The organism is Pseudochrobactrum asaccharolyticum (assembly GCF_003314995.1).
GTDB lineage: Bacteria > Pseudomonadota > Alphaproteobacteria > Rhizobiales > Rhizobiaceae > Pseudochrobactrum > Pseudochrobactrum asaccharolyticum.
On record NZ_QNRH01000006.1, the window covers coordinates 114,503 to 139,813 of the forward strand.

24 protein-coding genes are annotated in these 25,311 nt (G+C 52.1%); 13 read left to right on the plus strand and 11 right to left on the minus strand.

The features are described 5' to 3' along the window. Nucleotides 1-10 precede the first annotated feature (10 nt). Complete coding sequence (locus DFR47_RS15490; protein WP_113945314.1) at nt 11-418, plus strand: helix-turn-helix domain-containing protein; 408 nt, start codon at nt 11-13, stop codon at nt 416-418. Between the two features lie 80 nt (nt 419-498). On the opposite strand, the gene DFR47_RS15495 is transcribed toward DFR47_RS15490, so the two are convergent. After that, a complete protein-coding gene (locus DFR47_RS15495) occupies nt 499-1,791 on the minus strand; it encodes an MFS transporter (RefSeq protein ID WP_113945315.1) in 1,293 nt (430 codons plus the stop codon). A gap of 239 nt (nt 1,792-2,030) precedes the next feature. Further along, the gene (locus tag DFR47_RS15500; protein WP_113945418.1) at nt 2,031-2,222 is read right to left on the minus strand and encodes a DUF1192 domain-containing protein; all 192 of its coding nucleotides are present in this window, start codon (nt 2,220-2,222) and stop codon (nt 2,031-2,033) included. A 232-nt stretch (nt 2,223-2,454) separates the two neighbouring features. On the opposite strand from DFR47_RS15500, the gene DFR47_RS15505 reads away from it, so the two are divergent. Next, nucleotides 2,455-3,459 (plus strand): NAD(P)H-quinone oxidoreductase, encoded by a 1,005-nt coding sequence (locus tag DFR47_RS15505; RefSeq protein WP_113945316.1) that lies wholly within the window; start codon nt 2,455-2,457, stop codon nt 3,457-3,459. A 144-nt stretch (nt 3,460-3,603) separates the two neighbouring features. Next, nucleotides 3,604-4,290, plus strand: a complete 687-nt coding sequence (locus tag DFR47_RS15510; protein ID WP_113945317.1) for a DUF1013 domain-containing protein — start codon at nt 3,604-3,606, stop codon at nt 4,288-4,290. Between the two features lie 162 nt (nt 4,291-4,452). On the opposite strand, the gene DFR47_RS15515 is transcribed toward DFR47_RS15510, so the two are convergent. After that, a complete protein-coding gene (locus DFR47_RS15515; protein WP_113945318.1) occupies nt 4,453-6,381 on the minus strand; it encodes a propionyl-CoA synthetase in 1,929 nt (642 codons plus the stop codon). 233 nt (nt 6,382-6,614) lie between these two features. On the opposite strand from DFR47_RS15515, the gene DFR47_RS21810 reads away from it, so the two are divergent. After that, nucleotides 6,615-6,782: a hypothetical protein gene (locus DFR47_RS21810; protein WP_162930450.1), complete on the plus strand. Its 168-nt coding sequence runs from the start codon at nt 6,615-6,617 to the stop codon at nt 6,780-6,782. 58 nt (nt 6,783-6,840) lie between these two features. On the opposite strand, the gene DFR47_RS15520 is transcribed toward DFR47_RS21810, so the two are convergent. Beyond that, nucleotides 6,841-7,866 carry a class I fructose-bisphosphate aldolase gene (locus tag DFR47_RS15520; RefSeq protein WP_113945319.1) on the minus strand — a complete coding sequence of 342 codons (1,026 nt, stop codon included), beginning with the start codon at nt 7,864-7,866 and terminating at the stop codon, nt 6,841-6,843. 288 nt (nt 7,867-8,154) lie between these two features. On the opposite strand from DFR47_RS15520, the gene DFR47_RS15525 reads away from it, so the two are divergent. Beyond that, the gene (locus DFR47_RS15525) at nt 8,155-9,327 is read left to right on the plus strand and encodes a PQQ-dependent sugar dehydrogenase (RefSeq protein WP_113945419.1); all 1,173 of its coding nucleotides are present in this window, start codon (nt 8,155-8,157) and stop codon (nt 9,325-9,327) included. Between the two features lie 45 nt (nt 9,328-9,372). Here DFR47_RS15525 and DFR47_RS15530 read toward each other — a convergent pair whose 3' ends face one another. From DFR47_RS15530 to tkt, 3 genes are all read right to left on the minus strand, one after another. Further along, the gene (locus DFR47_RS15530) at nt 9,373-10,566 is read right to left on the minus strand and encodes a phosphoglycerate kinase (RefSeq protein WP_113945320.1); all 1,194 of its coding nucleotides are present in this window, start codon (nt 10,564-10,566) and stop codon (nt 9,373-9,375) included. A 92-nt stretch (nt 10,567-10,658) separates the two neighbouring features. Next, nucleotides 10,659-11,666 carry a type I glyceraldehyde-3-phosphate dehydrogenase gene (gene gap, locus DFR47_RS15535; protein WP_113945321.1) on the minus strand — a complete coding sequence of 336 codons (1,008 nt, stop codon included), beginning with the start codon at nt 11,664-11,666 and terminating at the stop codon, nt 10,659-10,661. Between the two features lie 95 nt (nt 11,667-11,761). Beyond that, nucleotides 11,762-13,747 (minus strand): transketolase, encoded by a 1,986-nt coding sequence (gene tkt / locus DFR47_RS15540; protein WP_113945322.1) that lies wholly within the window; start codon nt 13,745-13,747, stop codon nt 11,762-11,764. Between the two features lie 420 nt (nt 13,748-14,167). On the opposite strand from tkt, the gene DFR47_RS15545 reads away from it, so the two are divergent. From DFR47_RS15545 to DFR47_RS15565, 5 genes are all read left to right on the plus strand, one after another. Next, on the plus strand, nt 14,168-14,440 hold the full coding sequence (locus DFR47_RS15545) for a DUF4164 domain-containing protein (protein WP_113945323.1): 273 nt from the start codon (nt 14,168-14,170) through the stop codon (nt 14,438-14,440). Nucleotides 14,441-14,537: 97 nt separating this feature from the next. Beyond that, nucleotides 14,538-14,903 carry a cell division protein ZapA gene (locus tag DFR47_RS15550; protein WP_113945324.1) on the plus strand — a complete coding sequence of 122 codons (366 nt, stop codon included), beginning with the start codon at nt 14,538-14,540 and terminating at the stop codon, nt 14,901-14,903. Nucleotides 14,904-15,274: 371 nt separating this feature from the next. Next, nucleotides 15,275-15,868, plus strand: a complete 594-nt coding sequence (locus DFR47_RS15555) for a 5-formyltetrahydrofolate cyclo-ligase (RefSeq protein WP_374788402.1) — start codon at nt 15,275-15,277, stop codon at nt 15,866-15,868. Between the two features lie 101 nt (nt 15,869-15,969). After that, entirely contained in the window at nt 15,970-16,794 is an 825-nt protein-coding gene (locus tag DFR47_RS15560; RefSeq protein WP_113945325.1) for a TIGR00282 family metallophosphoesterase, read from the plus strand. Between the two features lie 232 nt (nt 16,795-17,026). Continuing rightward, nucleotides 17,027-17,773, plus strand: a complete 747-nt coding sequence (locus tag DFR47_RS15565) for a TerC family protein (RefSeq protein WP_113945326.1) — start codon at nt 17,027-17,029, stop codon at nt 17,771-17,773. 185 nt (nt 17,774-17,958) lie between these two features. Here DFR47_RS15565 and DFR47_RS15570 read toward each other — a convergent pair whose 3' ends face one another. Beyond that, on the minus strand, nt 17,959-18,528 hold the full coding sequence (locus DFR47_RS15570; protein ID WP_113945327.1) for a biotin transporter BioY: 570 nt from the start codon (nt 18,526-18,528) through the stop codon (nt 17,959-17,961). 334 nt (nt 18,529-18,862) lie between these two features. Then, entirely contained in the window at nt 18,863-19,555 is a 693-nt protein-coding gene (locus DFR47_RS15575) for a GntR family transcriptional regulator (RefSeq protein WP_210207326.1), read from the minus strand. Between the two features lie 461 nt (nt 19,556-20,016). Here DFR47_RS15575 and DFR47_RS15580 point away from each other — a divergent pair, with 461 nt between their 5' ends. Both DFR47_RS15580 and DFR47_RS15585 read left to right on the plus strand, forming a co-directional pair. Then, a complete protein-coding gene (locus DFR47_RS15580) occupies nt 20,017-20,763 on the plus strand; it encodes a YebC/PmpR family DNA-binding transcriptional regulator (protein WP_113945329.1) in 747 nt (248 codons plus the stop codon). A 320-nt stretch (nt 20,764-21,083) separates the two neighbouring features. Next, a complete protein-coding gene (locus tag DFR47_RS15585) occupies nt 21,084-21,869 on the plus strand; it encodes a glutamate racemase (RefSeq protein ID WP_113945330.1) in 786 nt (261 codons plus the stop codon). A 69-nt stretch (nt 21,870-21,938) separates the two neighbouring features. On the opposite strand, the gene rpmE is transcribed toward DFR47_RS15585, so the two are convergent. Continuing rightward, complete coding sequence (rpmE, locus tag DFR47_RS15590; protein ID WP_075657301.1) at nt 21,939-22,160, minus strand: 50S ribosomal protein L31; 222 nt, start codon at nt 22,158-22,160, stop codon at nt 21,939-21,941. A gap of 183 nt (nt 22,161-22,343) precedes the next feature. Between rpmE and DFR47_RS15595 the strand changes: the two genes are divergently transcribed. Further along, nucleotides 22,344-24,146, plus strand: a complete 1,803-nt coding sequence (locus tag DFR47_RS15595; RefSeq protein ID WP_113945331.1) for an ABC transporter transmembrane domain-containing protein — start codon at nt 22,344-22,346, stop codon at nt 24,144-24,146. Nucleotides 24,147-24,281: 135 nt separating this feature from the next. On the opposite strand, the gene DFR47_RS15600 is transcribed toward DFR47_RS15595, so the two are convergent. Then, a complete protein-coding gene (locus DFR47_RS15600) occupies nt 24,282-25,310 on the minus strand; it encodes a peptidoglycan -binding protein (protein WP_113945332.1) in 1,029 nt (342 codons plus the stop codon). Nucleotide 25,311: the final 1 nt, after the last annotated feature.

Consider the following 25,311-nt stretch of genomic DNA (forward strand, 5'->3'; position numbering starts at 1 on the left):
GAGGTCAAGTATGAAGCTTCTTGATATCGGGGTTCTTGCCGAGCGCAGTGGCGTGCCGCCTTCAACATTACGCTATTACGAGGAAATCGGGCTGATTGACTCTTTCTCGCGCCACGGATTACGGCGGCAATATGCGCCGGAAGTGTTGCAGCAACTGGCACTGATTTCACTGGGGAAGATGGCGGGTTTTCCGCTGAGTGAGATGAAGGGCATGTTCGGCAAGGACGGCACTGCTGATTTGCCACGTCCGGCACTACATCAGCGGGCAGATCAGCTGGATTTACAAATCCGCCAGCTGACGACGCTCAGCAAGGCGTTGCGCCATGTCGCGGAGTGTCCGGCAGAAACGCATCTGGCTTGCCCGACCTTTCAAAGGCTGATGAAAGCTGCCCTCAATGCGCGTAAAGACAAACGTTAAACAGCTCAAATGAAGACTGAAATGTCGGGTCGCTGTCGTTGGCGCGCATTCTCTTGGCGCTGCTCCGCCGGTTAAAGCTGTCAGGTTCCAGCCTTAACCGTATCGGCAGCAATATCCTCATTCGCTTTTTCTTCCTGCGCAACTTCCGAGCGCGGATCAAGCAACACGCTTTCCTGTGTTGCCGGACGTTCCGCCGCCATGCTCTGGAACTGTTCTTTTTCCGATGGCAAAGGTGATGCGCGTTTGCGCGAGCGCAGCATGGCGTAACCAGCAATGGTCAGATGTGACACAGCCGTGACCAGAAACAGCGCCGAAGGCCATAGAGTGTTCATTGTTTCTGCTGCAATCAGCGGGCCGAGCATAGTGCCAAAACCATAAAGCAGCAGCAAACCACCGGAAACCTTGACGAAAGTCTCAGGTGTCGCATGGTCATTGGCATGAGCGACTGCCACCGGATAGATCGCATAGGCAAGCGAACCGTAAAGCGCGGTCATTATCAGAATAAGTGTGCCATTGTTTGGTGCGATAGCAAAAATCAGAAAACCGATCAGGGCGGCAGAACCGGCGACGCTGGCCATGACATAGCGGCGGTCGATACGGTCCGAAAAGCGTCCGACAGGAATCTGCATCAGTGCACCGCCAGCAATGGTGAAGCTGACCATCAGCGCGATTGTGGTTTTATCAATGCCGCTCATCGAGCCGAAAACCGCACCGAGTGTGCCCCATGCACCATTGGCAATACCGATCAGGATAACGCTGACAAAGGCAACGGGTGAATTGGCATAGAGCTTTTTGAGATCAAGCTGCACTTCGGTCAGCGGGCGAGGTGATGAAGCCTTGGAGGCAGCGGTTGGTAACAGTGCGAGACAGAAGAAAATTGCGGCGATCATAAACAGCGAGTTGCCTGCAACGTCGCCGGTAATCACCAGCATCTGGCCGGTCATCACTGCCCCGTAGTTGACCATCATGTAGAGGCCGAAAATTTTGCCGCGTGTTTCATTGGTGGCCTTTTCATTGAGCCAGCTTTCAATGACCATGAAAATACCGGCCATTGCAAAGCCGGTGATTGCCCGCAGGAAGACCCAGATTGTGGCGTCGACCATCAGACCGGTGAGCAGAACAACAATGGCCGCAGTCGAGGCGAAAAAACCGAAAGCCCGTACATGGCCTGCACGGCGCACCAGACGCGGCGCAAAAATACAGCCTGCAACAAAACCGCCCGCCCATGTTGTCCCGATCAGACCCAGTGCTGTAACCGAGAACCCTTCTGCATTTCCGCGTAAAGGCAATAAAAGCCCGTGCAAGCCGGAGCCGATCAGCAGAAAAGCGGTGCCTAACAGTAATGCGAAAATCTGGACATAGGAACGGAACACGCAGAATCCTTTATTTCATCGCAGGTTGTTTGATCGTTTCTGATCTTGAAACCTGTTCGCCTGAAACTGCAAGACGAAATCGCCGCATCAGGCAGATTGAGTACAGCCATGCTGACCTATCGTTTGAAAGAGTGCAAGGCTTTGTATTGATGAGATATTGTGTCATGTAAAATAAAAAGAACCTCTGCCTGTTTAAGCAGAGGTTCTGAAACTATGGTGCATCCGGAAATAGCTGGAGCCTACAAGCGAAACAGTGCCTCAGCGGCTGCGCGACTGAGATTCCTGTCTTTGCGGTCGGTTTCCAAGCGGCGGATTTCCGCTTTAAGCATGGCAATGCGATTGTCGATTTCCGCAGCTGAAAGCAGGGTCACATCCTCACCGATATGGTGAATATAGGTTGTTGTCTCCTGCGCATTATCATCAAAGAACATGGCGTTTTCCTCACTTCCTGCTGCAGCCAATTCACGGCAGCTTTCAATATGGTTCGCAATATTCGTGTCATATCGGCCTTTAAATAAGGGGCAGATATGCCACATAAGTTTTCAGCATCTCATAAACCCGCATTATTAGCGATATAGATTTTTATACATTGCATCTTTTCACTTTATTATGGCTAGATCAGGGAAAGCGCTTTGCGCGGATTAAAGATTTTAAGGAGCGGATATGACAACAGAACTTGCTTCCCAGATGATGGCAATTGCGATTGAACAGGCTGGTGCACCATCGGTGCTGAAACCTGTAAAACGCTCAGTACCGCATCCGGCGAAAGGTGAAATTCTGATCCGTGTGAAAGCGGCCGGTGTGAACCGTCCGGATGTCTTGCAAAGACAGGGACATTATCCGCCGCCTGCCGGTGCCTCCGATTTGCCGGGGCTGGAAGTAGCCGGTGATGTCGTGGTGGTTGGTGAAGGTGTTGAGCGCTACAAGGTCGGTGATGCGGTTACCGCACTACTGGCTGGTGGTGGCTATGCCGAATATGTCACGGTTCATGAGGGGAATGCCCTGCCGCTGCCATCGGGCTATGGCTATGTGGAAGCCGCCGCTCTGCCGGAAACATTATTCACTGTCTGGCACAATGTGGTGCAGCGCGGCCAATTACAGGCTGGTGAGACCTTGCTGATTCATGGCGGCAGTTCCGGTATCGGGACGACGGCGATCCAGCTTGGCAAAGCACTGGGCGCTAAAGTGATTATCACCGCCGGTTCCGCTGAAAAATGCTCTGCCTGTCTGGAAATCGGCGCCGATGTTGCCATTAATTATCGCGAGCAGGACTTTGTCGAGCAGGTTAAAGCCGCGACCAACAATAAGGGCGCGGATGTTATTCTCGACATGGTTGGCGGTGATTATGTTGACCGTAACTATGATGCAGCGGCGGTCGAAGGCCGGATTGTTCAGATTGCATTTCTTGGCGGTGCCAAGGCAAAGGCCAATTTTGCCAAGCTGATGACCAAGCGCCTGACCCATACGGGTTCAACACTGCGTGCACGCGATGTTGCGTTCAAAGCGCAAATTGCTGCTGAATTAGAATCAAAGGTCTGGCCGCTGCTCGCCAGCCGTACCATCACGCCGGTGATGGATATGATTTATCCTTTGAAAGATGCCTGGCGCGCCCATGAACGGATGGAAGAGGGCAATCATATCGGCAAAATTGTACTCGATGTCGCCTAAAGCAGTACGAATGCGCTGAATTCCTGTGCAGGGTTTTCTTGCTCATCGCGCAAAATTTGGTTATAGAGGGAACGAATTCCCGGAAATTGTGGTTTACCCCACGTCCCGCGCTACCGGAGCGGGCGAACGAGAGGATTATATCTTATGGCCACTCAGCTTCTTATGCCTAAGGCAACAGCCGTATGGCTTGTCGATAATACTGCTCTGTCTTTTGACCAGATTGCAACATTCTGCAAACTGCATGTGCTTGAAGTGAAAGCAATTGCGGATGGTGAAGCAGCCCAAGGTATTAAAGGTCTTGATCCGGTTATCACCGGTCAGCTGTCCCGTGAAGAAATCGCACGTGCTGAAAAAGACATTAACTATCGTCTGAAACTGTCCGAACCAAAAGTGCGCGTACCGGAAGCTAAGCGTAAAGGCCCGCGCTATACGCCTTTGTCCAAGCGTCAGGATCGTCCGAATGCGATTCTCTGGATGGTACGTAACCATCCGGAACTGAAAGATGCGCAGATTTCGCGTCTTGTCGGCACCACCAAGTCGACCATTGAACAGATTCGTGACCGTACGCATTGGAACTCGGCTAACCTGCAGCCAATGGATCCGGTGACACTGGGGCTCTGCTCGCAGATTGATCTGGACATCGAAGTCGATCGTGCAGCACGTAACCGTCCTATTGAACCGGAATCCGGTGATACATTGCTGCCGGCATCCGCAACTGAAAATCTGGACTTTAACCAGCCGGATGATTCGGAAGAGCTGGATGCGGATAAAGTTTTCGCTAAGCTCTCTTCCATGAAGAGCGCACCGGAAGACGAAGAAGACGATCTGTAAGATTTCTTCATATTGATAATTAAAAAAAGCCGCCGGAGAACATCCGGCGGCTTTTTTTATTAGAGCATTTCCAGCAAAAGTGCGAAGCGGTTTTGCGTCGGATAATGCGTCAAAACAAATGGTTACAGCGGTTCCAACGATTCAGTCTTAACTGGAACCGCTTTAAGCTGCTGGCTTTGTCGCTTCAGAGCAAGTGCCGATACCACGCTGATGAAGACAGTCGCGGATTTCATTGAGCGTCAGCGGGTCTTCAATCGTTGCGGGCATTTTCCACGGTTCATGATCAGCGATCTTTTGCATGGTGGAGCGCAGAATTTTGCCGGAGCGGGTTTTCGGTAATTTGTGAACAGTCAGAACGGTACGCAGTGCCGCCACAGGACCGATCTGATCGCGTACCCGTTCAACGCATTCGGTTTCAATTTCGCTATGAGGCTGTGTCACACCGGCTTTGAGTACAATAAAACCGCAAGGGATTTGACCTTTCAGCTTATCAGCAATACCGATAACCGCACATTCCGCCACTTGGGGGTGGCCGGCAATGACCTCTTCCATTGAGCCGGTGGACAGGCGATGCCCTGCCACATTGATGATATCATCCGTACGGCTCATGATGAAAATATAGCCGTCTTCATCCATGTAACCGGCATCGGCGGATTTATAATAGCCCTTGAACTCATCCAGATAGGCTTCATGAAAGCGCTGGTCAGCCTGCCATAAAGTCGGCAGACAGCCGGGTGGCATCGGCAGTTTGATCACGATATTGCCAAGCTCACCGGTTTTCGCCGGATGACCGGCATCATCAAGCACCTGCACATCATAGCCTGGCATCGGCACACAAGTAGAGCCGTGTTTGACCGGTAATACACCAAGGCCGCGCGGGTTACCGGCAATCGGCCAGCCGGTTTCAGTTTGCCACCAATGGTCGATCACCGGACGGTTGAGCATTTGTTCTGCCCATTCGAGCGTATTCGGGTCTGCACGTTCTCCGGCGAGATAGAGTGCTTCAAGGCTGGAGAGATCATATTGATGCAGGAGTTTGCCATCAGGGTCTTCGCGTTTGATTGCGCGTAGCGCAGTCGGCGCGGTGAACAGCACTTTAACTTTGTGATCGGCAACCACACGCCAGAATGTACCGGCATCGGGTGTGCCGACCGGTTTTCCCTCAAACAGTACCGTTGTCGCGCCGATCAGCAACGGCGCATAGACAATATAGGAATGGCCGACGACCCAGCCGATATCGGAGGCTGTCCAGAAAATATCGCCGGGATGGATGTCATAAAGTGCGCCCATCGACCAGGCGAGCGCAACCATATAACCGCCATTATCGCGTACCACGCCTTTGGGCTTGCCGGTGGTGCCGGAGGTATAGAGAATATAGAGCGGATCAGTGGCTTTTACAGGTGTGCAAGGTATGTCGCGTCCTGCCGCCTGTTCACAAAGCTCTGCAAAATCATGATCACGACCTGCGATTAGCTCGCATACACATTGTTCGCGCTGGTGGATCAGGCAATGCTGTACCTGATGTTTCGCGGTGGCAATGGCCTTATCTAGCAGCGGTTTATAGCTGACAATCTTATTCGCTTCCAAGCCACAGGAGCTGGCAATGATCAAAGCAGGGGTGGCGTCATCAATACGTGCCGCCAGTTCGTCAGCGGAAAAACCGCCAAAAACCACAGAATGGATTGCACCAAGGCGGGCGCAGGCCATCATTGCAAACAGCGCCTGCGGCACCATCGGCATATAAATCAGAACGCGGTCACCTTTTTGAATACCGAAATCCTGCATCACCGCGCTGAGACGCATGACCTGTTCAAGGGTTTCATTATAGGTGAAACGGTTTTTTTGACCACTGACAGGACTGTCATAGAGAATAGCCGGAACATCACCGCGACCGGCCTCAACATGGCGGTCGAGCATGTTGTAGCAGGTGTTGCATTCAGAATCTGCAAACCATCGTCCGTAAGGTCCTTGTGCAGGATCGAAGATTTTTGTGGCCGGTTTATGCCAGTCGATGAGTGCGAATGCTTTGCCCCAGAAAGTTTGGGGATCATTTTTCCATGCCTGATAAATTTCGGGATAAGCCGAAGTCATGTATTCCTCCCATTGTATACAAGACATGCTTTGTTGAAAGCACATCTGTATCTCCTCGGCGCAGGGCAATTTTCTCCGGCTTTTGCTCGTTATAGAAAAAGGCTGACTGCGCGGTCTCCTCAGGAGGTATTAATCCATACTGTTCAGGCTGCGTCCATTCGACTAAAGAGGGGGCAGATGTTGAGGAATGAGATTGCTCAATGAAGGGTGAATAACAGATCAGGGGTTGCGTAATGGCAAAAATAGCACCGGTATTATTGCTGATCCTGATGGGATTGCATCTGCTTAAGCCATTGGGATTACCGGGTTTAAAACGGCGCAGTGATTTTTGGAAAATCGCCGTTGCGGCAATTGCCGTGATGATGCTGACCGTCTTGTTGCAGGCGCATACCGGTTATTAAATTGATATAAAAAAAGCCCGCGTTTAACGCGGGCTTTTTAATTTAATAAGAAAGCTGATTAAGCATTCTTTTCCTGTGCTTCAGTCCATGCACCGGTCGCGGCAAGGCCGTTCATGCGAGCGCGATGGGTGAAGGCAGCCTGTGCTGCAGGAACGTTTTCATCTTTGCCGCCCCATGCCTTGATGGCAGCAGCCTGCAGAGCGCGGCCGTAGGAGAAGGTCAGGTTCCAAGGCATATCATAACCGGCATTCATCGCGGAGAGATGCGCAGTTGCTTCGACATCCGACTGGCCGCCGGAGAGGAATGCAATACCCGGAACAGACGAAGGAACATTGGCTTTGAGAACGCGAACTGTCAGCTCAGCAACTTGTTCAACGGAAGCCTTACGAGCATTCTTACCATCGATAACCATGTTCGGCTTGAGGATCATACCTTCGAGCTTAACGCGGGCATCATAAAGTTCGTTGAAAACAGTTTTTAGAACCAGATCGGTCACTTCGTAGCAGCGTTCAATCGAATGGTCGCCCGGTACGCCATCCATAAGAATTTCCGGCTCAACGATTGGCACGATGCCGGCTTCCTGACACAAAGCTGCATAGCGAGCCAGTGCCTGTGCATTCTGACGAACTGCGCCCCATGTTGGCAGGGTGTCGGAGATTGCAACAACGCCGCGCCATTTAGCAAAACGTGCGCCAAGTTCGTAATATTCATTCAGGCGTTCACGCAGGCCATCGAGACCTTCGGTGATGGTTTCGCCGTTGAAGCCTGCGAGGTTCTTGGCACCGGCATCAACCTTGATACCAGGGATCGAGCCGGCTGCTTTGATGAGGTCTGCAAGACGAGTGCCGTCACGGGCGCTCTGGCGCAGGGTTTCATCATAGAGAATAACGCCGGAGATGTAGTTCTTCATCGCATCATCTGCGCGGAACAGCATTTCGCGGTAATCGCGGCGTGCATCTTCTGTCGAAGTCAGATTGATGCTGTCGAAACGCTTCTTAATTGTGCCGGAGCTTTCATCGGCGGCAAGAATGCCTTTGCCTTTTGCTACCATGGCAATTGCAATATCTTCGAGACGTTCGCTCATAAAAAACTCCGTATAAAGAAGGGCGTTAGAATTTAGTACCCTGCCGATAGCAGATGTGCCTGATAAAACAAATACTAGGCTCTACATCTGAAACGATTGAAATAATTTTAACCGATTTAGAGCGGACAAGTTTTCTTAAAGCTGGTTAAAATTGCTGGATAGATTGCCGAATACATTGAATATATTCAAGACTTGTCAACAGCGGACAGATTGCGTTTGATACGGACATCAGCTGAAAGCAGGCAAAGGGGCAAGAGCGTGTTGAACGGACAAGTGACAAAAACCACTATCAAACAGGCGGTTTTACGCAGTTTATTTGTGCTCGGACTGGCGGGAAGTGTTTTAAATCCGTCGCTGTCTCAGGCACAAAGTATCAATGCGGGCGGGCGTGAAGCTGTAGCTGAGAACCCGTTTAAAGTGCAGGAAGTTGCCGCCTTCAATACGCCGTGGGCAATTGCTTTTTTGCCTGATCAGCGGCTGCTGGTAACTGAAAAAGCCGGTCATATTTTCCTGACGGATCAGAAGGGCAAAAAGACCGAGGTGGCGAATGTGCCGCCTGTGTCTTTTGAAGGGCAAAACGGCTTGCTGGATATTGCCGTCTCGCCGGATTTTGCCACTGACAAGCTGGTCTATTTTACCTATGCGGAGCCGGAGCGCAGCGGCAAGGATGTTCTTAGTTCGCTTACTTTCGCACGGGCAAAATTGAGCGAAAAAGATGGCAAAGCCTCGCTCGACGATCTGACTGTGCTGTGGCGGCAAATGCCGAAAAGCAAATGGGGACAGCCGGGTGGTATTATCGCCTTTTCGCCGGACGGAAAATATTTGTTCCTGACATCGGGCGACCGCATGAACCCGAAAACCGCACAAGATCCGAAACTGGCATTGGGTAAGGTTTTGCGCTTCAATCGGGATGGTTCTGTGCCGCAGGATAATCCGCGTTCAGACCTCGCGGGGCAGGATGCAGATAATGCGCGGGCGTTGACATGGACAACCGGCCACCGCAACCCGTACGGACTGGCTTTTGCGGCTGATGGCAAATTATGGCTGCATGAAATGGGCCCCAAAGGCGGCGATGAGCTGAACCTGATTAAACAGGGGCTCAATTATGGCTGGCCGGTGGTGTCGAATGGCACACAATATAGCGGTGAAGCGATCCCGCACCATGAGACAAGACCGGAATTTGAGCCGCCGGTGATCTATTGGACGCCGGTGATTGCGCCTGCAGGGCTGGCTTTTTACGAGGGCGGGCTGTTTAAAGACTGGAAGGGCTCCGCTCTGATCGGCGGGCTTGCTTCCATGGCGCTGATCCGTGTGGCATTCAAAGACAATGGCGATGCGGATGAGGCCGAGCGCTATGATATGGGCAACCGTATCCGCGATGTGGCGGTCGCCAAAGACGGTTCTGTCTATGTGATTGAAGATGATATTCCGGGACGCTTGTTACGCCTGACACCGAAATGAGTGATCATTAAAAAAGCCCGCTGAAATCAGCGGGCTTTTTTAATGTTAGTGATTTTTCAGCACATCGACACCCGGAAGCGGCTTGCCTTCCATCCATTCAAGGAAAGCGCCGCCAGCGGTCGAAATATAGCTGAAATCATCGCTGACTTTAGCATGGTTGAGTGCTGCAACTGTGTCGCCGCCACCGGCAACAGAAACCAGCTTGCCCTGTTTGGTGCGCTCAGCTGCATGTTTGGCAGCGGATACTGTTGCCGCATCAAAAGGATGCAGTTCAAAAGCACCGAGCGGGCCGTTCCATACCAGAGTGGAAGCGTCGCTGATCGCTGCATTGATACGGTCAACTGAGAGCGGACCCACATCCAGCATCATGCCGTCATGCGGGATTGCATCCACACCATAGGTCTGATGCGGTGCATCTGCCGCGAAATGCCAGGCTACAACCGCATCAACCGGCAGGATAATCGCGCAATTGGCGCTCTCAGCCTTTGCCATGATCGCGCGGGCTGTATCGGCCAGATCATGTTCGCAAAGCGATTTACCGACATCATGTCCCTGTGCTGCAAGGAAAGTATTAGCCATGCCGCCGCCGATCACCAGAGCATCAACCTTTTCAACGAGGTTGGAGAGCAGGTCGATCTTGGTGGAAACTTTGGCACCACCGACAATGGCGATCACCGGACGTACCGGCTGGCCGAGGCCTTTTTCCAGTGCGGTCAGTTCGGCTTCCATGGTGAGACCGGCATAGGCCGGCAGAATATGTGCCAGACCTTCGGTGGAAGCATGAGCACGGTGTGCAGCCGAGAAAGCATCATTGACATAGATATCGCCGTTGGCTGCGAGCGCCTTGACGAAATCGGCGTCATTCTTTTCTTCGCCCTTATGAAAACGGGTGTTTTCGAGGAGCAGAACATCACCGTCGTTCATCGCGTTGACAGCGGCAGCGGCTGCATCGCCGATGCAGTCTTTGGCGAAAGCGACATGGTGCTTAACAGCATGTGCCAGAGCCGGAACGATCTGTTCTAACGAGAATTCAGCTTGTATCTCGCCTTTCGGACGACCGAAATGCGCGAGCAGAATAACCTTCGCGCCACGTTCGCGTAACTTATTGATAGTCGGGATGATGCGGTCGATACGGGTCGTGTCCGAGACTTTGCCATCCTGCATCGGTACGTTCAGATCAACGCGAACGAGGACGCGCTTGGATGCAACATCGGCATCTTTGAGAGTGCGAAAATTCATGAAAATTCTCCGGTCGGATTGTGACGGATAAATAAAAAGCCGCGCGTCCGATGTGGTCACGCGGCCTAAAATTCTGTTTTACGAAGAACAGATTAGATCAGCTTGCCAAGCGCAACAGCAGTATCGCTCATGCGGTTTGAGAAGCCCCATTCATTGTCGTACCAGGTCAGGATACGCACCATGGTGCCTTCCATAACTTTGGTCTGATCCATGTGGAAGACGGATGAATGCGGGTTGTGGTTGAAGTCGATCGAAACCAGCGGCTCATCGGTAAATCCAAGAATGCCTTTGAGGCGGCCATTGGCAGCTTCGCGGATTGCATTGTTGATTTCTTCAACGGATGTTGCGCGCTTTGCTTCGAATGTCAGGTCAACAACGGAAACATTCGGAGTTGGTACGCGGATAGCAACGCCGTCGAGCTTGCCTTTAAGTTCCGGCAGAACCAGACCAACAGCTTTAGCAGCACCGGTTGAAGTCGGGATCATCGACAGGGCAGCAGCGCGGGCGCGATACAGATCCTTGTGCATGGTATCCAGCGTCGGCTGGTCACCGGTATAGGAGTGGATCGTGGTCATGAAGCCTTTTTCAATGCCGATTGCGTCATTGAGAACCTGAGCCACCGGTGCAAGGCAGTTGGTGGTGCAGGAGGCGTTGGAAATAACCAGATGATCTTTGCTCAGCTTGTCGTGGTTGACGCCGTAAACAACAGTCAGGTCAGCATTGTCAGCAGGAGCGGAAACGATAACGCGCTTTGCACCGGCTTCCAGATGCAGGGCGGCTTTATCACGTGCAGTGAAGATGCCTGTGCATTCCAGAGCAATATCCACACCTTCAGCTGCCCAAGGCAGTTCGGCAGGATTACGCACAGCGTGAACTTTCATAGCACCGCGGCCAACATCAATGCTGTCGCCTTTAACGGTTACTTCAGCCGGAAAACGGCCGTGAACGCTGTCATAGCGCAGCAGATGCGCATTGGTTTCAACCGGACCCAGATCGTTGATTGCTACAACTTCGATATCGGTACGACCCGATTCGATGATGGCGCGCAGGACGTTACGGCCGATACGACCAAAACCGTTGATAGCGACGCGAACTGCCATATTAGAACTCCCGAAACTGTTCGATGTTTTGCAGCCTGTTTTTACAGGCTGAGAGAAAAAAGGACTGAACAGTTAACCCGTCCAGTCCTGATAAATTAGGCCAGCTTGGCTTCTGCAGCAGCAACAACAGCTTCTGCGGTGATGCCGAAATGCTTGTACAGATCATTGATCGGACCGGAAGCGCCGAAGCCCTTCATGCCGATGAATGTGCCGTTTTCGCCGATGAAGCGTTCCCAGCCCATGGAGATTGCAGCTTCAACCGCAATGCGAACCGGTGCAGTACCGATCAGAGCTTTCTGATAGGCTGCTGTCTGGTTTTCAAACAGCTCAAAGCAAGGAACGGAAACAACGCGTGTCGGAATGCCTTTGGCTTCCAGCAGGCCGCGAGCGTTCAGCGCGATTTCAACTTCCGAACCTGTCGCGAAAATGGTGACCTTTGCATCATCCGATGCAGTGGCCAGCTCATAAGCACCATAGGCGCAGAGATTGTCATCATCATGCTGGGTACGCACGGTCGGCAGGTTCTGACGGGTCAGGGCCAGTGTCGACGGTGTTTTGGTGGAATTCAGTGCGAGCTGCCAGCATTCAGCGGTTTCAACCGCATCTGCCGGACGGAACACGAAATGGTTCGGAATAGCGCGCAGGGATGCCAGATGTTCAACCGGCTGGTGGGTCGGACCATCTTCGCCGAGACCGATGGAGTCATGGGTCATGACATAAGCAACGCGGATACCCATCAGCGAGGACAGGCGCATAGCCGGACGTGCATAGTCAGCAAAGCACAGGAATGTACCAGAGTAAGGGATAACACCGCCATGCAGCGCCATACCGTTCATGGCAGCGGACATGCCGAGCTCACGAATACCGTAATGGATGAAACGGCCGTGATAGTTATCCGGTGTAACAGGCTTGGTCTGTGAGGTCAGCGTGTTGTTGGAACCGGTGAGGTCAGCGGAGCCGCCGATGGTTTCTGGTACAACGCCATTGATAACTTCCAGAGCCATTTCCGAAGATTTACGGGTGGCAACCTTAGGTTTGTCTTCCGAAAGCTTCTTCTTGTAGTCGATGATTGCCTGATCAAAGCCGCCTGGCAGATCGCCGCGCATACGGCGTTCAAATTCTGCACGAACGGATGCATCAGCAGCAGCGAGACGCTTTTCCCATTCAACGCGCTTCTTGGCACCGTTCAGACCGGCCAGACGCCATGCGTCGAGAACATCCTGCGGGACAACAAATGGTTCAGCTTCCCAGCCGAGAGCTTTGCGGGTTGCCGCAATTTCTTCTGCGCCAAGCGGCGAGCCGTGTGCTTTGCTGCTGCCGGCTTTGTTCGGCGAGCCAAAACCAATGGTGGTTTTGCAGGCGATCATGGTTGGCTTGTCAGAGGCTTTGGCAAATTCGATTGCTTTTGCAATCGCATCCTGATCGTGACCGTCAACTTTGACTGTGTTCCAGCCGGATGCTTCAAAACGTGCGCACTGGTTGGTCGAGTCGGTCAGCGAGATCGGGCCGTCGATGGAAATGTTGTTGTCATCCCAGAGAACGATCAGGCGGTTCAGTTTGAGGTGACCGGCCATGGAAATTGCTTCCTGGCTGATACCTTCCATCAGGCAGCCGTCACCAACCAGAACATAGGTGTGGTGGTTGACGAGATCATCACCGAATTCTGCATTCAGAATGCGTTCTGCCAGTGCCATACCAACGCCGTTGGCAATACCCTGACCGAGCGGGCCGGTTGTGGTTTCGATACCGGCAGCATGACCATATTCCGGATGACCGGCGGTACGGGCGCCGAGCTGGCGGAAGTTTTTGATTTCATCAAGGGAGATGTCTTCATAACCGGTCAGATACATCAGGGAATAAAGCAGCATCGAGCCATGGCCTGCGGACAGGACAAAACGGTCACGGTCAGGCCATGTGGTGTTCTGCGGATCATGGGACATGAAACGGGTATAAAGAGTGGTCGCAATATCAGCTGCGCCCATTGGCAGGCCCGGATGGCCCGAATTTGCTTTTTCTACTGCGTCCACAGACAGGAAGCGGATCGCGTTGGCCATCTGGTTCTGTTTATCGGAATTACTCATGGTTTCGGCTGTCTTTCCTGTGGTGCCTGCTCATGCGTTGAAGTTGGTATTAGCTTCAGACATCAGCAGATTTGTGAGCATTAGACCATAACTTGCAGTAAAAGGGTAAAAACGCCTCGTCTGCAAGGGTTGGCGACACATAACATTTGCATGAAGAGAGTCAACAAAGCGCTGGCATTCTGCACGCATATCAAAGCCTTTCGGGCCTGCATGCGACACAGTGTGCGCTCTTAAAACGGTTAAGTTGCGGCAAATACCTCTCTGAGCCTGTGTGGATTATCGTGTATGAGTTAACGGCTTTGTGTGACATTTGTTGCTTCACAGCATTGTGCTTATTAAAGTGATGCAAAATCTGCCGCTTCCGGCATGACGATTCGGCCTTATTTTCAAAAGAAGCCGTTATCGGCAAAGGGAAACAATATGGCTTCGGAAATTACGCTGAGACAGGCAATCGAACAACTGGAAAAAGCAATGACAACTCTTGAACAGGCTGTGGAATTACGGCTTGAGAAAGAGGGCGACTTTTCGGAGGCGGAAGAGGAAGTGCAGCGCATGAATGCTGACCGTTCCAAACTGGCGCAGGAACTTGATTTGTCTGAGGCGCGGGCGGAGCGGCTGGAGACAGCCAATCGTGAAGTATCACGGCGGCTGGTGACAGCAATGGAAACAATCCGCACGGTTTTAGATCGTTGAGATTGTTGAGACGCTTGTCTGACAAAATTTAGCGGCTATTTATTGTTCTACAGCCTGCGTGAGGCACAATAACAAGAAACGGCGATACGGAGGTTCCATGGCTACAGTAACAGTGACGATCGATGGCAAAGCCTATCGTATGGCCTGTGACGAAGGACAGGAAGAGCATCTCTCCGGTCTTGCAGACCGTCTTGATCAATATGTCATGCATCTCAAAGGCTCCTTCGGTGAAATCGGTGATCAGCGTCTGACGGTGATGGCCGGTATTATGGTGATGGATGAGCTGGTTGAGCTGCAAAAGCGTATGCAGGGACTGGAAAATGAAGCGGAAACGCTGCGCCGCTCCCGTGATGATGCATTATCACGCGCCGATAAAAGCGACAGCGCACTGACCGAAGCCGTGGCGCGCGCTGCCCAGCAGATCGAAGGACTGGCCCGCAAGATCGCCCCGCGCGGCAATTGAGCCGTTTGTACTGATTTCATTAAACTTATTTGAAAGCTGAGCCGCTTACGGACGAAATCTGCGCTCAGAAAAAAATCTCTGTGCGCACGAATGCCCTCTGGCGCAACGCCTTGTAAATCTCTATATTGAGAACAGGCGAACTGCACATCCCGACAGAAGACACTTATACCTCGGGGCCTTACTGATCTTTAGGGAGCTGTCCCTGGAGAGGCTCCTGGGCTTCTTCACACGGCGCCCACCTACGTTGTAGGCACCCAGAGGATCAACCTCTTCATCGTTTGTCGTGGTCGCCACTTTTTCTCTTTGCTCTAAAGTTTGCAATTTGCCCGCTTATTCTGTTTTATCAGGCAGAATAATGACAGGGGGCAGATGTGCATATTGATGATCTGAAATTACACAAAGCAGAGATCCGCAAATCTGTATTGCAGGCACGCAATGCGCTCCCTGAAGCTTTGCGCCATGCTGCTGCTCAGTCTGTTATCCGGCATTTCTCAAACGGAATGACTCTGCCCGCAAAATCCTGTGTCTCCGGCTTCTGGCCGATCCGCTCGGAAATTGATCCGCGCCCGCTGATGCGAGAGCTTGAAGCGCAGGGGATGACGCTGTGTGTGCCTGCCATTCTGGATGCGCAGACCATTGAATTTCGAGCCATGTCTTTTGGTGATGCGCTGGTTGAAACCGGCTTTGGTACGATGGGGCCGCCTGCTGATGCACCTGTTGTTGACCCCGATATTATGCTGATACCGCTGGCGGCTTTTGACCGTGCAGGCAACCGGATCGGCTATGGTGCTGGCTATTATGACCGCGCAATTGCCGCTTTACACCAGAAAAATAAGCATCCTGTGCTGATAGGTGTTGCGTTTGATGCGCAACGGGTAGATCACATAGCCCATGAGCCACATGATGTGGCATTGGATTATATTCTGACAGAAACCGGACTTATTGCGGCATCGCCACAGGGATAGTTGCGTGATACTTGCGGGGATCAGAGCATTTTCGAGCCAGAAGTTGAAACCGGCTTTGCGTTAGGAAATGCATACAAACAAGAAGCAGGTTTGAAGGATCTATGCGTTTTCTTTTCTTGGGTGATATGGTTGGCCGTACCGGCCGCACAGCAGTTTTCGAAAAATTACCGGGTTTGATTTCTGATCTGAAATTGGATTTCGTGGTCGTCAATGGCGAGAATGCTGCCGGTGGCTTTGGTGTTACCGAAGATATTTTCCATGAAACCATTCGTGCCGGTGCCGATGTTATGACAACCGGCAATCATGTCTGGGATCAGCGCGAGGCGCTGGAATTTTCCCGCCGCGAAGATCGCTTTCTGCGTCCGGCCAATTTCCCGAAAGGCACTGCGGGCAAAGGCTCCGGTCTCTATATTGCTAAAAACGGTGCGCGGGTTCTCGTTGCCAATATTATGGGACGTGTTTTCATGCATCCCGATCTGGATGATCCGTTTAAAGCCGGTGAGGATATTCTCGGTGCTTGCCCGCTTGGTGAGCAGGCCGATGCGGTGATTTTTGACTTCCATGCGGAAGCCACCAGTGAAAAGCAGTGCTTTGGTCATTTTGTCGACGGCCGCGCCAGTCTGGTTGTGGGGACGCATACCCATGTACCGACAGCAGATTGCCAGATTTTGAGCAATGGCACAGCCTATATGTCCGATGCCGGTATGTGCGGTGATTATGATTCATCGCTTGGCATGGATAAAGAAGAGCCGCTGAACCGCTTCCTCTCGAAAGTGCCTAAAGGTCGTTTTGAAGTTGCCAGCGGGCCAGCCACCATTTGCGGTGTTGGTGTGGAAATTTCTGACCGCACAGGTCTGGCAGAAAAAGCCGCACCATTGCGCATCGGGCCACGGCTGGAAGAAACGATCCCTTCCTTCTGGCGCTGATTTTCAGACAACAGATTATGTATAATCAGACCCGCATATCTTTAATGATATGCGGGTTTTTTATGCCGAGGCAGCGAAATATTTCAGTAAGAAATAAAATGTTGGGGTTCTGTTTTATTGAAAACCCGACATTCTTTTCCCATGTGCTGATCTCATGATTTCGTGAGTTTACGAAATGTTGTTTTTAAATTTGCAGATCTATCAATAATTCTTCGACGCAAAGGGCGCCTGAATGGAATTTTTCGCTGAGTATTTTGGTTTTTTAAACAGTCCCGCGGGATGGGCTGCCCTGATCACATTGCTGATTATGGAAATTGTTCTCGGTATTGATAATCTGATCTTCATTTCCATTCTCACCAATAAATTGCCTGAGCATCAGCAGGCGAAAGCGCGTCGTATTGGTATCGGTGCTGCTTTGATCCTGCGCCTCGGACTGCTTTTCACGGTTTCCATTATCGTACAGATGAAAGATCCGGTAATTGAAGCCTTCGGCCAGAGTTTCTCATGGCGTGATATTATTCTGATTGTCGGTGGTCTGTTCCTTGTGTGGAAGGCGACCAAAGAAATTCACCACACGGTTGACCCGAATGACAGTATTGAAGCAGGTGCGGGTAAAGTCGCTATGCTGAGCATGGGTGCTGCAATTACGCAGATTCTGTTGCTTGATCTGGTGTTCTCGGTCGACAGTATTATTACTGCGGTTGGTATGACCGATGAGATCGTCATTATGGTGATCGCGGTTGTTGGTGCTGTTACAGTGATGTTGCTTGCTGCTGATCCGCTGTCACGCTTTATCGGTAAGAACCCGACAATCGTTATGCTGGCGCTGGGCTTCCTGCTGATGATCGGCATGACATTGATCGCTGACGGTTTCGGCTTCCACGTACCAAAGGGTTATATCTATGCGGCTATGGGCTTCTCGGCGCTGGTCGAAATCCTGAATATGATGGCACGCCGTCGCAGAAAATCTGCTGAATAATCTGACGTAAAATATCTATGAAAAAGCCCCGTTGCAGCGATCTGCAACGGGGCTTTTATTTTGCCTTATAACCAAAACTCTATGAGTATGACTCATTGAGTTTTGGTTAAGCCAGAGTGGCGATTGAACTTTTTCAAGGCGTGATGCGTCAGCATCTAGAGCGCCTTGGTATTATGGGGCAATTTTTATTTACGGAAAGAAGCTTTCAGGATCGAAGCGCCGAGAGCGGATTTGATCAGCGCGCCGATGATGAATGGCGCAACGCCAACAATCAGAGCTTTTTCAGCGCCGATTGTCAGGCTCAGCCATGCAGCGCCGAGGCCCAGAGCCAGGATATTGGCTGTCAGGAAGGTTACGAAAGCTTTTGGCAGGCTGCTGCCGTTCCAGCCGCGTTCAGCCATATAGCCTGTGAGGGCTGCGATAACTGGGAATGCAAACAGGTATCCGGCTGTCGGGCCAGCGAAAGCTGCCAGAGTGCCGTTGCCGCCTGCCAGAACCGGCATGCCCATTGCTGCTTCACCGAGCCATGCAAGCACGGTCAGTGCGCCAAGGCGCCAGCCGTAGAGTGCGCCGATCAGCGGCACAACCAGTGTCTGCAGAGTGATTGGCACCGGCAGCATTGGTACAGTGATCTGGGAGGTAAGCGCGAGAATCATGGTGCCGGAAATTACGGCAAACAATTTCATGGCCACGCTGCGGTTGTCGAGGTTGAGCGGGCTGAAAGCCGGTTTGCGAACTGCATGTGCGAGAGACATGAGAAGCTCCTTAAAGCATTTCGGTGTCAAACGATGTTATTTGACGGCCACGATAATGCGGCAAAATAAAATGAGAGTACGTGACGCAGGGAAATTAAAAGATACGCCGCACTCTGGTGAAATTATAGATAGTTTGCATAAGGCATCTATCACAGAAATCATTAAGTGAATTTATGCGGCTTGGCCAGCCAGAATGACAGGAAAATTGTTTATAGTTTGATGCTGCCGGAGTGGATTATATCATCTCAGCTGGCGAATAAATAATCCGTCTGACATTGCTGGTCTGCAGTATCGGGGTTTATTGGTTTTTATAGATAATTTGAAAGTGCGGAAATTAACCGACAATGGCAAAAGCATCGCGTACTTTGCCGGAAGGGCTGGTCACCGGTTTGCGTCCGATCCATTGCACATGGCGGGTCAGGATATTCGCAGCCTGTTCGATATCGCCGTCACGTAGTGCGGCAAGAATAGCCAGATGATCGTGATCGGTACGCGCTTCCCATTCTGCACGCCATGAGACGAACAGAAAACGTGCGCTGGCATCATGCAGATCATCAATGGTGGCCAGCAGACGCGGCATGGCGCATGGGGTGATCAGCAGGCGGTGGAATTTGCGGTTAGCTGCTTCCCATGAGCGAACATCGCGGGAATTATCACCGGCATGGGTGGCTTCTTCTGCCTCATCCAGAATGGCGCGGGTCAGATGTGGTGCTGCATGGCGCAGAGCCAGCACTTCCAAAGCCGCACGCATTTCCGCAACTTCACGGATTTCTGCGAGAGAGAAGGAAGCGACACGTACACCACGGCGCGGCTCGGAAACGGCAAGACCTTGCGCTTCCAGGCGGCGGAAAGCTTCACGCACCGGCACATGGCTGGTGCCGAATTCATCGGCAATATGGTCCTGACGCAGTTTTGCACCCGGTTCCAACTCACCCGCAATGATGCGTTGCGACAGAATTTTGCTGATCTGTGCGGCAATCGTATCGTTCTTTTTTTTCTGGGTGGCTGGTTGTTCGGTCACGTCAATTATTATCCGGTTTAACGGGCGGGTTCAGAACTTGCCCGTGGATAGAGCATTTTGGTATTCAAATTGATCATTAGAAGCAGGTTTAAGCATTACCGATAAACGCAATGCACCTGTTTGCATTGATACGGTGCATATCAGACTGTGTCCAGTTGCAGCCGCAGGATGCATTGCAAAAATCTGACATTGTTTGTCAAAATACGGTATTATAGCCGCATTCTGACAAGTGCGCTGTGGTGTGGCTGGACGTGGCGCGCCATTTTCCTTATAAAGCGCTCATTCCGCAGGGATGATTGCGGATGCCTCGCTCTTGCTGCGCCGCATACACAATCCCTTGCCAAATTTAAAGCAGTTCGGGACAAATGTGAGAACCGTTTTTCGTTCGGAACTGCGTCAATATAAAGTGTTAGAGCGGTCTTTATTCACGCTTGATAAAACCGCTCCGAAACCTGAACAGGGGTGCTATGGCAGGCCATTCACAGTTTAAAAATATTATGCACCGCAAAGGCAGACAGGATGCCGTGCGGTCGAAAATGTTCTCCAAGCTCGGACGCGAAATTACTGTTGCGGCCAAGCAGGGATTGCCTGATCCGACAATGAATGCGCGTCTGCGTCTGGCTATTCAGAATGCTAAAGCGCAGTCCATGCCGAAGGACAACATCGAGCGCGCGATCAAAAAAGCTGCCGGTGCTGATTCCGAGAACTATGATGAAGTACGCTATGAAGGCTACGGCCCGGGTGGTGTGGCTGTTATCGTTGAGGCGCTGACAGACAACCGCAACCGTACTGCATCCAATGTGCGTGCAGCTTTCACCAAATCCGGCGGTGCGCTGGGTGAAACCGGTTCTGTGGGCTTCATGTTCTCCCGCGTTGGTGAAATCGTCTACAAGCTGACTGTCGGCGATGCTGATGCCGTTATGGAAGCAGCAATTGAAGCCGGTGCAGAAGACGTACTGTCAGATGAAGAAGGCCATGTGATCCTCTGTGCTTTCGAAGATCTCGGTGAAGTGTCCAAGGCGCTTGAAGCTGCACTTGGTGAAGCTGAATCCATCAAGGCCGTCTGGAAACCGCAGACTTCTGCTCCGGTTGATGAAGAAAAGGCACAGTCCGTTCTGCGCCTGATTTCGACACTGGAAGATGATGATGATGTACAGAACGTCTATGCCAACTTCGAAGTCAGTGAAGAAGTGATGGCGAAGTTGAGCGTATAATTCAGCCTCTTTGCTATTTTTAAAACCTCCGGCAGCTCCGTTGCCGGAGGTTTTTCTTTTTGTGCCATAGAAACGTCCTGTTGACCTTGGCAGCTAAAATCCGGACACTAAATTGATAGAGCATATCCGGAGCGGGCTGGAGCATTTCGCCGTCAGATTGGATCAACTTGATACTTCTAATTTCATCAAGTCGGCCAGCAGGACAGTGATTTTGATGCGACAACTCAAAGAAATGAGAGCGAGTGCTGTGATCCGATACAGACGTAAATCGCTCTGGTAGCGGACACCGTTCCGCAAACACGGAGACGGGAGAGTGATTTATGCACAGACCGATTGCTGTATTTGATGCCGGTATCGGTAGCTATGCTGTGGTTGCTGAAATTCGCAGCCGCTTACCCCAGCAGGATATTATTTATTTCGCTGATCGCGCCAGTTTTCCTTATGGCGGTAAAAATCGCGCTGAGCTGATCGGGGTTATGCGCCGTACCATCGAGTATCTGGCAGGCTTTGATCCGTCAGCCATTGTGATTGCGTCCAACGCGCCGTCAATCATGGTGCTGGAGGAACTTAGTCAGGATATTCATTTGCCCTTGTTCGGGGTTTATCCGCCTTTGCGCGAGGCATGGGGGCTCTCCAGAAGCGGCCGTGTCGGGATTATGGGCGTCCAGTCGCTGGTTGAAAGTCCGATGATCAGTGAGTTCGTGGCAGAGAACAGCGCCTATAGCGAGCGTGTCGCCCTGATCAATGCGTCACCGATGGTGGAGCTGGTGGAATCAGGTGAATTCCTGTTTGCGCCGGAGCGGACACAGGAGGCCGTTGATGCTTTTCTCACAGAGGTATTCGCTAAATATCCGGATATAGATGTGCTGACATTATCCAGCACTCATCTGCCATGGCTGCGCCGGTTCTTTGAACATGCGCGACCGCAGTGCCATTTTCTTGATCCTGCCAAAGATATGGTCTCAAGGATCGGGCAGGGCACAAAAGGGCAGGGGAGGATACGTGCTTTGGTCACAGAGGATGAACGCTACGATCTGGCGACGTTCCGTAAGATGCTAAGTGCGATCGGAGTCGATATTCCGCTGGAGCCGGTGCGGCCTTATTGAGGTCTGGCATAAGCTCATAAAAAAAGCTCCGCAGTGCGGAGCTTTTTAATTTCATCAAGAAGTCTGGAATTAGATACCCAGATTGCCGAAGCGATTCTTGAACTTGGTAACGCGGCCACCGCGATCCATCAGCTGCTGGTTGCCGCCGGTCCATGCTGGATGGCTCAAAGGATCGATATCGAGGTTCATCGTATCGCCTTCTTTGCCCCATGTGGAGCGTGTTGAATACTCGGTACCATCAGTCATAACAACTTTGATGGTGTGGTAATCCGGATGAATGTCTGCTTTCATAGTCAGCTTCCTGAAAGGTTTATGGCATTTAGCCACGCTCCGGTCACCACCGGAACTGCGGCAGATACGCCCACTTGTCTCATTGAAGCTGCAGACAATACGGCTACGGCTTCCAAAAGGGTTGGGGAGCCTATACATCAGGCAGCAGCTAATAACAAGGGCGCATTGTAGCAAGCAAGCAGAATGACAGCGACGATTTCACAAAACAAAGCAGATTTTGGCGCGGAAAATGGTAAAAAACCACGCCGGTCTCTGAAACCACTGGCGCGAATCTTTCCTTACATCCGGCGCTACCCTCGTTCTGTTGCCTGCGCTTTGCTTGCACTGGTCACTGCTGCGGTGACGACTCTGATCCTGCCGGTGGCTGTGCGTAGCCTGCTGGACAACGGTTTGAGCATTGCGGACAGCGGTTTTATTGATACATCTTTTGCTGCAATGATGCTGCTGGCAGCGGTGCTGGCTGTGGCTTCGGCGTCACGCTATTATTTTGTGATTACGCTTGGAGAACGCATTGTTGCCGATCTGCGGCGCGATGTTTTCGCCCATGTAACCCGCTTGTCACCGGCTTTTTTTGATCAGGTGCAGTCCGGTGAGATTGTTTCTCGTCTCACAGCGGATACAACACAGGTAAAATCGGCTGTCGGTGCGACGGCTTCTATTGCTTTGCGCAATCTGATTCTGGTGATTGGCGCAGTGGTGATGATGGTGGTCACCAGCCCTAAATTATCCGCACTGGTATTGGCTGCAATTCCGCTGGTGGTTTTGCCATTGGTGGCCTTTGGCCGCTCCGTGCGCCGTCGCTCACGCCGGGCGCAGGATGAGCTCGCACTGGCAACGGCCTATGCCGGTGAAAAAATTGCCGCAGTGCGCACCGTACAGGCTTTCACCCATGAGGCACCGGCCATTGCCCATTATTCAAGTGCGGTTGATCATGCCTATGATGCCGCGCAGCAATCGATTCTCTCTCGTTCTATTCTCACGGCTTTTGCGATTTTCATTGTCTTTGCCAGTGTGGTGGCGGTGTTGTGGTTCGGTTCCCATGATGTGATGAGCGGGCGGATGTCTGCCGGTACATTAGGGCAGTTTCTGATTTATGCGGTGGTGGCAGCCGGTTCTCTGGGAGCACTGTCGGAAGTCTGGGCAGAACTGGCACAGGCTGCCGGTGCGGCAGAGCGACTGGTGGAATTGCTGAATGAAAAATCAGCGGTAGTATCGCCGCTTAATCCTGTGGCCTTGTCCAAGGCTGAGGGACGTGTTGAATTTTCCCATGTGGAATTCGCCTATCCGACCCGTCCGGATGCACAAGCGCTGCATGATGTGAGCTTTGTGATTGAGCGCGGTAAAACAGTTGCAATTGTCGGCGCATCAGGTGCCGGTAAATCAACGCTGATTGCTCTGCTGTTGCGTTATTACGATCCGCTTGAGGGTAAAATCCTGCTGGATGGCACAGATTTGCGTCAATTATCGCTGGATGATCTGCGCGGTAATATTGCACTGGTGTCACAGGATGTGACGATTTTTGCTGCCAGTATCCGTGAGAATATTGCCTTCGGGCGACCGGATGCGAGTGACGCAGATATTGAAGCCGCTGCAAAAGCCGCGCAGGCGCATGAGTTTATCATCGCGCTGGAGGGCGGTTATAATGCGCCGGTTGGTGAGCGTGGTGTCATGCTTTCCGGCGGCCAGCGTCAGCGTATTGCCATTGCCCGTGCAATCCTGCGCGATGCGCCGGTATTGTTGCTGGATGAAGCGACCTCGGCACTGGATGCCCAGAGTGAAATGCTGGTGCAGAAGGCGCTTGAGCATTTGATGCAGGGGCGCACAACGCTGGTGATTGCGCATCGATTGGCGACCGTTCTGAAGGCTGATCATATTCTGGTTATGGATCAGGGGCGTATTGTTGAGCAGGGCACCCATGCAAGTTTAAGCCAGTCCGGCGGGATTTATGCCCGCCTTGCTAAATTGCAATTTCATCAAACGCATTGAAATGAAAAAGCCCCGCTTTAGAGCGCGTTTCGATCTGATTGAATCAGATCGGCGCTCTAACATTCTGATTTGACGCGCATCTTGTCCGAAAACCGTTTCACACTTTTCGGGATGCGCTCTAAACGGGGCTTTTTATTATCTCTCGGTCAGTTTCAACTCGATGCGCCGGTTGCGGCTGCGGGCGTCGGAACTGTCATCAGCTTCCAGTGGCTGATACTCGCCAAAACCTGCGGCAACCAGACGGTTTGCCGGTACACCATTGGCAATCAGGAATTTAACCACTGCTGTTGCGCGCGCAGAGGAGAGTTCCCAGTTGTCGCGATAGCGACCTGTACCGGACAGCGGCACATTATCTGTGTGGCCGTCAACGCGCAGCACCCAGTTGATATCGTCCGGTATTTCCTTATTCAGCTCAACCACTGCATCGGCGAGCTTTTTCATTTCGACCAGACCCTGCGGGTTGATATCTGCCGAGCCGGTCGGGAACAGAACTTCCGACTGGAATACGAAGCGGTCACCGACAATCCGGATATTCTCACGATCCGAGAGAATTTCACGCAGACGCCCGAAGAAGTCGGAACGATAGCGGTTCAGTTCCTGTACGCGCTGGGCAAGTGCCACATTCAGCCTTTTGCCGAGATCGGCAATCTTGGTATTGGATTCGCGGTCACGCGCTTCGGAAGCATTGAGCGCGTCTTCCAGCGCACCGATCTGACGGCGCAGAGCTGCGATCTGCTGATTGAGCAACTCCACCTGAGACAGAGCGCGGGCGCTGACCTGCTTTTCCGCATCCAGCGAGGCGGAGAGTTCACCGGCGCGTTGCTCTGCAGCTGCTCCAGAACCACTGGAGGACAGCAGGCTTTGCAGACGGGATTTTTCATTCTCCGCAGCATTGAGCGAGGCCTGAAGATTGGCAAGTGTATCTTCGAGATCCTGTCCTTTGCCGCGTTCCAGCGACAGTAATTCGGTCAGCTCGCTGATCTGGTTGTTGAGCCGGTTCAGTACTGAATCCTTGTTGTTGACCTCTTGGCTAAGCAGAAACTGCATCAGCACAAAAACGGAAAGCAGGAACATAATCGCCAGCAGCAATGTGGAGAGCGCATCCACAAAGCCCGGCCAGTAATCGACATGGCGTTCACTGCGACGGTTACGGGATAAGGCCATG